We start from the raw sequence: 11,792 nt of genomic DNA, 5'->3' as shown, positions 1-11,792 counted from the left end.
TTTTATTTGTATTGCTGGTTGTTTTTTTCCTCGCCGAGAGATGCAGACAACCTCTCGCTACGCTTCGAGAACGTCTGCATCTCTCGGCGAGGGCTACTCTTTTATTGCACTTCGTTTTGGAACTTGCACTCACCTCTTTCAAGGGGCTTCTATCTAATCCCATGAAGGACTTCTATCTAATCCCATGAAGGGCTTCTATCTAATTCTATGAAGGGCTTCTATCTAATTCTATGAAGGGCTTCTATCTAATCCTACAAGGAGCTTCTACTTAATCGATTTCGGTCGTAAAACTTTGTTTATCCCTATAACGGAATGGGACAACTACAACTAACTATGGAATAACAAAGGTTTGAATACTGGTTGAGAACAAGATGGTAAAGAATTGGGATGACCACACAGTCTTTCATGACAAATTAATTATTCTTTCGATTATTTCCCAATGCTTGTTTTGAGATAAAAATCCCAAGAACTAATTTGGGATAAATGGGATAAAAAGGAAGCACTCCAAAAGTATTTACAGAAAACTTTTGGAGTGCCCTATCCTATTCATTTTTATTGTCGGTTACCAAAGATTCAACCGCCTATTTTCAGGTAAATAGAGTTTATCGGATGGTTTTACACCGAAAGCTTCATACCAAGCATTAATGTGTGGCAGCGCACCATTTACACGCCATTCTCCCAATGCGTGCGGATCGCTCTTCGTGCGATTGCGTATTTCCGCATCGGTAATGTTGGCAGCCCAGACACCGGCATAAGCAAGGAAGAAGCGCTGTTCCGGAGTGAAGCCCAACAAGTTCTTGACTTTTTTCCCCTTTGTAGCGTTCTTGAATGCATTGAAAGCCACCATCAAACCACCGTGATCGGCAAGGTTCTCACCAAGCGTAAGGCGTCCGTTCCCCTTCAAGTCGGGCAACACGTTGATATTACTGAAGAAATCGGCAAACGGATCGGTCAGAGCCTTGAACTTGGCAGCGTCTTCCTTCGTCCACCAATCCTTCATGTTGCCATCCTTATCATAGTTACGCCCACGGTCGTCAAACCCATGTGTCATCTCATGACCAATCACCACACCGATGGCGCCATAATTGAAAGCATCGTCAGCTTTCGGATCGAAGAAGGGATATTGCAGAATACCTGCTGGGAAACAAATCTCATTGGTAGTGGGGTTGTAATAAGCATTCACGGTCTGTGGGGTCATGTACCACTCATCCTTATCCACCGGTTTACCTGCCTTTTCAGCAATTTCCATCTTGCTCCAAAACTCACGACAGTTTGTTACATTCTCATAGTACGACTTCGTGGGGTCGATAGTCAGTTCGCTTAAGTTTTTCCATTTATTGGGATAGCCCACTTTCACGTAGAACGTGGAAAGTTTTTCCAATCCCGCTTTCTTTGTGGCATCGCTCATCCATTCTTGTGCGTTAATGCGCTCTGCAAGACTCGTCTGGAGATTCTTAATCAGTTCTTCCATGCGTTTCTTGCTGCTTGCCGGGAAATAACGTTCACAATAGATTTTACCCAAAGCCTCGCCCATCTGGCTTTCCACCTGTGAAGTGGCACGTTTCCAACGCGGATAATCCTCTTTCGTGCCGCGCATTGTTTTGCTGAAGAAGTTGAATGCTTCCGCACGAACCTCATCACTCAAATATCCCGATGCGGAGCAGATGGCATCCCACTCCATGCGGGCGCGCAGCTCATCGGCGGTCTCGGTGGCAGTGAGTTTATCCAATCCGGCAAGGAAAGCCGGTTGTCCCACCACCATTTCCTGTATATACTCACTCTTCACACCCGTGCCATTGACATATTGTTCCAACTGTATGCTGGGATAATTCTCCTTGAACTGTGCCAAAGTCATTTTGTTATAGTTTGCCTCTGGGTCGCGAAGTTCCGTGCGACTCTTTGAAACGAGTGCCAATGCCGTCTCGAAGCGCACAATGGCATCACGTTTCTGTTCTGCCTGTTCCTGTGTGAAGCCAAAGAGTTTGAACATATTCACCACGTGCTGTTTGTAAGCATTGCGAATGTCGGTCGTTGCCTTGTCGTTGTCGAGGTAGTAATCCTTCTGCCCCAATGTCAGACCACCCTGATAAATGTTCAGAATATTCATCTTGGCGTTTTTCTCGTCAGCATCGAAACTGTACCCCATCGGAATGCCATAGCCATGAAGGATATATTTTGATTGAATGGCACGAAGCGCATCCAAGGTCTTGGCATTTTCCATTTCGTTAATCAACGGCATCAGCGGTGATACGCCTTCCTTGTTGCGACGAACGGAGTCCATGGCAAGTTTATAGAAATCGCCGAGCTTCTGCTCAATAGTTCCGGGCTTTGCCTTCTTCTTCAACAGTCCATTGAGGATGGTGTTGATGCGTTTGTTGTTGTCCTCTTGCAACTGATCGAAAGAGCCAAAACGCGAGTAAGCTGCCGGAAGTGGATTCTTCTTTTGCCATCCACCGGTAGCGAACTGATAGAAATCATCAGCCGGACGAACCGACTTGTTCAGATTGGCATCTTTCACACCCGCCTGACCTTGTGCCATGCCGGTCAGGGGAGCCGATGCAATCATCATCATTGGTAAAAATGTTTTAAGTTTCATAAAAAGTGATTTTAATATTGAATGTTTTATCGTTTGATAGTTTTTCATCTTTTGCCGAACCGACAAGGGGTCTGCAGTTCAGTGCTCATTCCTCAAGCTCTTCCAATTCCTCCGCCCGCTTCATCCATCGCTCGTTTTCTACATCCAACGCTCGTTGAATTTCCGTATATTCTGTTACAAGCTCCATGTTGCTTGCATTCGCGGAATCCATCAGAAGGCTGTCAAGTTCGGTTTTTCTCGTCTCCAATTTCTCAATTCTCCGTTCCGACTCTTCCACTGCTCGTTGCACTTTGCGTATTTTCTTTTGTTGTTCTTTACGCTCGGCATATTGTTGTTTGCCGGTGGAGGTCTTCTTCTCCACCGGCGTGTTATCAGACGAATGGGAAGCGAAAACGTTTATTGCCTCCGTGATATTCTCGGCATTGCGGGCACGCAGATAATCATAGATGCCACCCAAATGCTCGCGCACTTTTCCATTGCCAAACTCATAGACCTTGCTCACCAATCCGTCCAAAAACTCACGATCGTGCGAAACGATGATTGCCGTGCCATCAAAAGCCTTTATTGCTTCTTTCAGCACTTCCTTGGAGGGGATGTCCAAGTGGTTGGTGGGTTCGTCGAGTATCAAAAGGTTCACGGGCTCCAAGAGCAGGCGTATCATCGCCAGTCGGGAGCGTTCTCCACCCGATAGCACTTTCACCTTCTTCTCCGAGGTCTCTCCACCAAAGAGAAACGCGCCCAACATATCGTTCACGCGCAAGCGCATTTCTCCCTTTGCCACCTCATCGATGGTTTGGAATATCGTCAGGTTCTCGTCCAGCAATTGTGCTTGGTTTTGAGCAAAATAGCCAATTTGGACATTATGCCCTATCTTCAAGTTCCCACCAAACGGTATTTCGCCCATGATACACTTTACCAGTGTTGATTTTCCCTCACCATTCTTTCCCACAAACGCCACTTTCTCTCCCCGTTTGATGGTGAGATTTACATCGTCGAAAACCTGTTGCCCGCCGTAGTCCTTACTCAGCTCATCGCAGATAATCGGATAATCGCCACTGCGCAGGCAGGGTGGGAACTTCAGGCGCATGGCACTGTTATCCACTTCATCAACTTCTATCGGGACTATCTTCTCCAACTGTTTCACGCGTTGCTGCACCTGCACGGCTTTTGTTGCCTGATAGCGAAAACGCTCTATGAAGGCTTTTGTGTCGGCTATCTCCTTTTGTTGATTTTCATAGGCGCGCAGTTGTTGTTCGCGCCGTTCCTTGCGCAAGACGAGGTATTCATCGTATCTCACCTTATAATCCTCTATGCGTCCGCAAGTAATCTCCAATGTGCGGTTGGTTACGTTATTGATAAAGGCACGATCGTGAGAGACCAACACAACGGCTTTCGCACTCTGCGCGAGAAACTGTTCCAACCATTGTATGGACTCGATATCGAGATGATTGGTGGGCTCGTCCAACAACAACACATCGGGGTGGCGAAGCAGTATCTTTGCCAACTCCACACGCATACGCCAACCACCCGAAAACTCTTTCGTGGGACGATCGAAATCGGTTCTTAGAAAGCCCAATCCCATGAGCGTGCGTTCTATCTCCGCCTCATAGTTCTCGCCTCCCAGAAGCAGATAACGCTCGTGCTCCTGCGTGAAGTGTTCCACCAATCGGGCATAGCTCTCGCTCTCGTAATCGGTTCGCTCTGCCATCTCTCGCTGCATTCGCTCCAACTTTGCTTCCAGCTCCGTGTTTCCGGAGAACGCCTTGCGCGTTTCCTCCTTCACGGTGGTATCGTCGGAGAGTTTCATCACTTGTGGCAAATAGCCTATCGTCGCTTCGTTGGGCACCGACACCGTTCCCTCGGTGGGTTGGCACATTCCGCAAAGCAGTTTGAGCAAAGTGGACTTGCCGGCACCGTTCTTACCGACAAGGGCTATCCTGTCCCGATCGTTAATCACGAAAGAAACATCTTGAAACAAAGGCTTCACGCCAAACTCCACTTTCAAACCTTCTACTGAAATCATCGTTTTCCCTAAAAAAAATATGCCCTGCAAAGTTACAAATTTATTCCAAACAATTTCGATATCCAACAAGAAAACGAAAGAAAAAGCTCACGAATACTTGATGTATAAGCGATTATTTCGTAACTTTGCAGGAAAACAATCGATAATCTATGAATTTAAAATACGAAGACCTACCTGACGGTTGGGTGGTTTGCTTTCTCAACCAATGTCCCCGAAAAGAAACATGCTTGCGATACAAAGGTGGAATGTTGCTCCCTGACAACATTCACGAATGTAATTCCGTTACACCGATTGTTCTGAAATTGAAATCATGTCCATGCTTTCAAGAAATCGAGACCATTCGTGTGGCATTGGGATTTAAAAACATATTCAGAGAGGTGAAAGCTCGCCACGCCCCTCGCATGCGAGCTCAAATGACTCAATACCTCCATGGCAACGGCACGTATTATCGATATTATCGGGGCGAGAAGGCACTCTCCCCGAAACAGCAAATATGGATCAAAGAACTATTCAGAACATACGGCTACACACAGGATATCGAGTTTGATGATTACAAAGATACTTATCGCTTCTTCGATGATTAAGACCACATGAAATTACCAAGCAGTGGTAACAACATTACCAGCCTGTGGTAATACCATTACCAGCCTATGGTAATGCCATTACCAAGCAGTGGTAAAAACAAGTTGAACAAGCAAACTCAACCAATGTCGCCCATACGATAAAATAATATACACCAATTCTCCACTTCTTTACAAGTCGGAAAGGAACAAAAAGACCTATTTTCATGAACCCATTCACAACCTACATATCAAACAAGCTCAACCTCTCTGCAAAAAGTGTTGAAGCCGTATTAAACCTATTGGAAGAGGGGTGCACCATTCCGTTTATCGCCCGATATCGCAAAGAGAGAACAGGAAATCTCGACGAGGTGCAAATCACACGCATCAGCGAACTGAACGACAAAATCAAAGAGTTGGAGAAACGAAAAGAAACCATTTTCAAAACTATTGACGAACAAGGAAAACTCACACCGGAGTTGCGACAACAAATTACAAGCTGTCACAATTCCGCTGAACTCGAAGACATCTATCTACCCTATAAACCCAAACGCCGCACACGAGCACAGATTGCCAGGGAACAAGGGTTGGAACCACTTGCCTCAATCCTCATGCTGCAACGTGAGCAACACCCGGAGCGGGCAGCAAGACAATTCGTAAAAGGAGAAGTGGAAAACGAAGAGGAAGCAATAAAAGGAGCACAAGACATCATTGCGGAAACGGTGAGCGAAAACCGCAAAACAAGAGATATCGTGAGGGGACATTATAGACGAGAGGCCGTGATAACGTCAAGGGTCATCAAAAAAAAGCAAGAGGAGGACGGAGCGCAAAAATTTGCCGACTATTTCGATTTCTCGGAACCACTTCGGAGATGCAACAGCCATCGATTGCTCGCCATGCGACGAGGAGAAAATGCAGGCTTCCTTCGGGTAAGCATATCCATTGAGGAAGAAAGCTGCATGGAACAACTCAAACGGCAATACATTCGTGGATATGGGGCTTGTCAAACACTTATCGCAGAAGCTGTGGAAGATGCCTACAAACGACTCATTGCTCCAAGCATGGAGAACGAGTTTGCCACACTTAGCAAGGAGAAAGCCGACGAGGAGGCGATTAAGGTGTTCGCGGAGAACCTCCGACAATTGTTGCTCTCCGCTCCACTCGGACAAAAACGAGTGCTCGCGCTCGACCCCGGCTATGCCAACGGATGCAAAATCGCTTGTCTCGATGAGCAAGGCAACCTGCTCCATCACGAAATCATCTATCCACACCAACCCAAACGGCTCTACGCGCAAGCCACCGTTGCACTACAACGCATGATAAGGCAATACAAAATAGAAGCAATAGCCATCGGAAACGGCACCGCATCGAGAGAAAGCAAAGATTTCGTGGAAGAAACCATCAACATCAACGGAGCGAACAATGACAAGTTCCGGCATCCGGCAGTCTTTGTGGTCAGCGAGGATGGTGCGTCTATCTATTCCGCATCTGCCGTGGCACGAGAAGAATTTCCAAACGAAGATGTTACCACACGGGGCGCAATTTCCATCGGACGACGTTTGATTGACCCATTGGCAGAACTGGTGAAGATCGATCCGAAGAGCATAGGCGTTGGGCAGTATCAGCACGACGTAAATCAAAACTTGCTGAAACATTCGCTCGACCAAACGGTCATGAGCTGCGTAAACCGCGTGGGCGTAAACCTCAACACTGCCTCTAAACATCTCCTCACCTATGTCAGCGGACTCGGACCTGCCTTGGCACAAAACATCATTGACTACCGCCGGGAAAACGGAACATTCACCTCGCGCGAGCAACTGAAAAAAGTGAAACGATTGGGCACAACGGCTTTCCAACAGTGCGCGGGCTTCCTTCGCATTCCCAATGCCACCAATCCGCTCGACAACTCCGCAGTACATCCCGAGAGTTATCACATAGTGGAACAAATGGCGAAAGACCAACAATGTTCGGTTAGCGAACTCATCGCTTCGCCACAAATTCAAAAGAGAATAAAACCGCATGATTACATCACCGAAGACACAGGCTTGCCCACCCTGACCGACATTCTGCAAGAAATAGAAAAACCAGGACGCGACCCGCGCGGAGAGGCAAAAGCATTTGAATTCGACAAGAACGTGCATAGCATCGACGACCTTGAAGAAGGCATGGAACTGCCGGGTATTATCACCAACATCACCAATTTTGGTGCCTTTGTGGACATCGGTGTTCATCAGGACGGACTCATCCATATTTCCCAACTTGCCGATAAATTTGTTACCGATCCCACACGTGTCGTCAGGCTGCACCAACACGTCCGTGTAAAGGTGGTCCAAATCGATTATCGCCGAAATCGCATCGGACTGAGCATGAAGCACGTAAAGCAACCTTCCTGAAAGAAATTGTTAATTTGATAACTAAAAATGTTTTTTTAACATAAAATTTGAAATTATTACAATAAATATTTTTATCTTTGCCGGCAGAAATGATAATTCATCTTAATCGGAATGATTTGGGTTAATTATCTAAAACGTTATGAAGCCTACGGTCAAGATATTCATACTTTCCTTCTTTTTAGCATTAAACTTGCCATTAAAAGGTGCTGTTACCCCAGATTCGTATGTTGTCATACTTGAAAAAGACACAGCGTTTACGGTAACAGATTCATTGTTTTATGCCATTTCACAAAAGATTGTCTTCCCGGTCAATACCTATACTATCCCCCGACAGAATGCACTTCGGACAGAATTAGAACAAAAGCTGAAGGACTACTTACCGAACAAAGGATATGGTTTAGAGAAGATTATGGTGCGCGGCACGGCTTCTCCGGAGGGTTCTATACGCTACAACCAAGCGTTGGCGGGGAAACGCGCTGGGGCAATGCTCTCCCTATTGGAAAAATGCTTTGACTTGTCGGAAGAACATGAAACGCAAAAGACTATTGTGGCGGAAGACTACCTATACTTGCTCATGCTGATGAAGCAAAAAAATGATTGCGACTATCAACGAGTGGAACAAATCATTAATAGATATATCAATCGGAACTTGCGACAACTCAAGGCGGAATTGAAAAAGCTTGATGGGCAACGTGTGTGGAAACGACTTGCCGACACCTATTTTAAAGAAATGCGCATGGCGGCGGTTGTTCTTTTTTATCGAAAGAACAGCGTGGAGAGTAAAATCGCGCCAATCGACTTATCCGCAATACTCCCCTATCCCAATGCAATTCCCGAAGAACCACACAGCAGAAAAAGAGTGGATAACAACAAGAGAATTCCACGTCGCGAATGGTTGTCCATCAAGACCAACCTGCTTCTAGATTTTGCTTACATGCCGAACTATGACCGGTTTTGTCCGATTCCGAACATAGCCATAGAATATTATCCGTTGCACGGACATTTTACCTATGGCGCATCCTTCGATTGTCCATGGTGGCAAGATTATGATAGACACAAATATTTTCAGGTGCGCAATTATCAATTGGAGACACGGTACTATTTTCGGAACGGCGATGTCGAAAAAAACGGTCATGGGAGAGGAATGGCATACAAAGGGCTTTACTTGCAGGGATACGCCCATTTAGGGCTCTATTGCATCAGTTTTGATAAAAACCGAGGATGGATTGGAGAAGGAACTGGAGTGGGAATGGGTATCGGCTATGTGCAGCCTTTGGGAAAACAAAGCAGATGGCGATTGGAATTTGGAATGCAATTTGGCGTGATATATACTAAGTATGACCCTTTCCAATACGAAAGTCCCATATACCCGGATTTGCACGACAACCTTTACTACTATAAATGGAGACAATGGGGCAACTTCTTTAAGAAGCGACAACATCGATTTACGTGGATGGGACCGACCCGAGTGGGAATGACTCTCACCTATGACTTGCTCTACAGACGCAGAGCGAAAAAGGGTGTGAGCATGAAAAGATGGGAGATGGCAAGATGATAAAAAATGACAAGCCACTTTGTCGAAAATACCGATGCCAAAACTTCATCGCTTACCTCATCGGAATGATTACTGTTGGGATGACAATCCTGACAGCAATAAGTTGTGAACGAGAGCCGGAGTTACACCTTCACTATGGCAGCGAAATAGAAATTAACGTCCCCATCGTAGAAATTAACCTCGATGTGTTTTGGGATTATGCTGACACGAAGAGACCAACATACAATTGGCGCGATGAATGGTACTACGGCTGGGACGATAAAGATCAACAACTATTCGGAGATATCGGTTACACGAAACCTTCCGCTTTCAACATTCGCCGTTATTACACCGGTTTTGATGCCTACGCTCCCCACAAACGTGTACTTGCCGACATGATTAAGGAGCATTCCTTCTCAGCCGTTTACGATTGGGGATTTTGGGACTTGCTCGCATGGAATATGGTAAACTCGGTTGATGGAATTCAAAGTCTTCTCTTCGATGAGCAAACCACGCTGGAATCGGTAACGGCATATACAAACCAAACGATGAACTCGGCACGCTATCAAGCCCCAAAATACAATCGATCGTTCTACCAACCGGAATTGCTTTACGGCGCATATACACAAGCGGTGGAGATAAACAAGAGCTTGGATGGTTTCGCCTATGATGAGAAACGTGGGGTTTGGGTAAAAGAGATGGATATGCTGCTAGAGCCATGCACCTACATCTACCTCACGCAGGTCATCATTCATCACAACAAAGGTAAGATTACAGGCGTGGATGGCAATGCGAACCTCTCGGGAATGTCTCGAAGCGTGAACATCAACACAGGTGTGGCGGGCAACGACCCCGTTACCGTGCATTACAATGTGCGTTTCAAAACCAATTGCTCAATGCAGGGAGAACGTGTCGATATAGCCGGCGGACGCTTAATGACTTTCGGGCTTTGCAATATCAACGGAAACAAAAGAAGTTCAAGGGCAAACGATGGCATACGCCACTATATGGACTTGAAGATGCTGTTCAACAATGGTATGGATTCAACGCTGGTATTCGATGTTACCAATCAAGTGCAAAAACGTTTTAAGGGAGGGGTAATCACCATAGAATTGGATGCCGACACTATACCATTGCCCAAACGTTCGGGCGGTTCGGGCTTCGATGCCATCGTGAAGGATTTTGAGGATGGGGGCACTCAGGAATTTGAGATGTAAATTCAGCAACAGACAATTGAAGTCAGCACTAAGTTTCTCAACTCTCTATCCAGATGACACTTTACAAAAAACGTAAAAAAAGATTAGAAAATAAGAAAAGTATTATCAATTTAAATTTTTAAGTATGAAAAAAACTCATCTTTTACTTGCAGTTGCTGCTATCACATTAGCAAGCTGCGCAAACGACGACTATGTGGGCGAGGAGCAACAAGGAACGTCTGCAACATCAGGCATCATTGCTTTCTCTGCAGGTTCCAACGCCACGACTCGTGCCGACCTCACAGGCGAAGGCGCCGCAACAAAACTCGCCAACAAGTTCTTTACATATGGTGTAAAAACCGTTGGTGGTGCAGAAAATGTAGTATTTCCCACTTATACCGTTGCGTACAAAGGCACGGCTAACGCGGGAGTGGCAGGATCAACGGACTCTAACACCAAAGGTTGGGAATATGTAGGCTTAACAGGGTTTGATTCTCAAACTATTCACTATTGGGACTATTCAGCAACCAACTATACATTTCAAGCATGGTCATTGACAGATGGAGGTGCAACAGTTGAGGCAAAAACCAAGAATTCCCTTGAAGTGAAAGGTACAGCCGATGACCTTTCCAAACTCTATATTGCCGACCTTGTAAGCATCGACAAGAGCACTTCTACCACAGGTACAAATACCTATGGCGGGGTAGTAACATTCACATTCCGCAATGGTGCTACAAAAGTTCGCTTCGGTATGTACGAGACAATACCGGGATATAAACTCAGCAAAGTTACATTCCGCTCAAAAGCAAATAAGTTCACCGACAGCAATTCCAATGCTTTGCTTGACGGAACGTTCAATGGTCAAGGTGCGACATCCGGAACTTATACCGTAACTTATGGAGCTGATGGACACGTCAAACTCGACAACACAGCAACAGTCGCAGCTGCTGATCACCTTGATTTCGGAACATTCGATCAGGGGAACATCAGCGAGGATGGAGCTAATCCTACTTACGCGGGTGGTGGCTATCAGATTGTTCTTCCCAATGAAGACAACAATGCAGACATGACACTTTACATCGACTTCACGCTTACGGCTGACAATGGGACAGATGTCATTAATGTGAAAGGAGCGAGCGTTACCGTTCCGGCAGCAAGCATGAAATGGCTTCCCAACTACGCTTATACATATCTGTTCAAGGTTACAAAAGACATGAACGGTACTACTGGTCAAGAAGGAACCGATCCCACAAAACTTTATCCCATCACCTTCGATGCTACTGTAGTGGATGAAGCTGTGGTTAATCCGACCGTTGAAACAGAAGTAAAATAAAAATATGACCGGTAAGAGAACCGGAACATTTTTTCATGGGATTACGTACCTATGAGAAGATAAGGTCAGACAGGGTTCGACTCCCCGTCTGACTACGATAGTAAAAAAAATAAATCGTGCTAACGCGCCGGAGTGCGTGCACGCGAAGAACTAACAA

7 protein-coding genes are annotated in these 11,792 nt (G+C 45.9%); 5 read left to right on the top strand and 2 right to left on the bottom strand.

Features of this window, described 5'->3' with window-relative positions; all coding sequences use genetic code 11:
- Window positions 1–562: 562 nt before the first annotated feature.
- Window positions 563–2,596: a M13 family metallopeptidase gene (locus tag E0E16_RS01875; RefSeq protein ID WP_130828581.1), complete on the bottom strand. Its 2,034-nt coding sequence runs from the start codon at window positions 2,594–2,596 to the stop codon at window positions 563–565.
- 85 nt (window positions 2,597–2,681) lie between these two features.
- Window positions 2,682–4,619, bottom strand: a complete 1,938-nt coding sequence (locus E0E16_RS01870; protein WP_130828580.1) for an ABC-F family ATP-binding cassette domain-containing protein — start codon at window positions 4,617–4,619, stop codon at window positions 2,682–2,684.
- A gap of 149 nt (window positions 4,620–4,768) precedes the next feature.
- On the opposite strand from E0E16_RS01870, the gene E0E16_RS01865 reads away from it, so the two are divergent.
- From E0E16_RS01865 to E0E16_RS01845, 5 genes are all read left to right on the top strand, one after another.
- Window positions 4,769–5,203 (top strand): DUF6078 family protein, encoded by a 435-nt coding sequence (locus E0E16_RS01865; RefSeq protein WP_130828579.1) that lies wholly within the window; start codon window positions 4,769–4,771, stop codon window positions 5,201–5,203.
- A 203-nt stretch (window positions 5,204–5,406) separates the two neighbouring features.
- The gene (locus tag E0E16_RS01860) at window positions 5,407–7,572 is read left to right on the top strand and encodes a Tex family protein (protein ID WP_130828578.1); all 2,166 of its coding nucleotides are present in this window, start codon (window positions 5,407–5,409) and stop codon (window positions 7,570–7,572) included.
- A 139-nt stretch (window positions 7,573–7,711) separates the two neighbouring features.
- A complete protein-coding gene (locus E0E16_RS01855) occupies window positions 7,712–9,127 on the top strand; it encodes a DUF3575 domain-containing protein (protein ID WP_130828577.1) in 1,416 nt (471 codons plus the stop codon).
- Window positions 9,128–9,207: 80 nt separating this feature from the next.
- A complete protein-coding gene (locus tag E0E16_RS01850; protein WP_223177181.1) occupies window positions 9,208–10,323 on the top strand; it encodes a DUF5119 domain-containing protein in 1,116 nt (371 codons plus the stop codon).
- Between the two features lie 124 nt (window positions 10,324–10,447).
- Window positions 10,448–11,635: a hypothetical protein gene (locus E0E16_RS01845; RefSeq protein ID WP_130828575.1), complete on the top strand. Its 1,188-nt coding sequence runs from the start codon at window positions 10,448–10,450 to the stop codon at window positions 11,633–11,635.
- Window positions 11,636–11,792 lie beyond the last annotated feature (157 nt).

The organism is Prevotella rectalis (assembly GCF_900607215.1).
In the GTDB taxonomy this organism is placed as follows: Bacteria; Bacteroidota; Bacteroidia; order Bacteroidales; family Bacteroidaceae; genus Prevotella; species Prevotella brunnea.
This window is presented reverse-complemented; position numbering and strand designations above follow the sequence as displayed.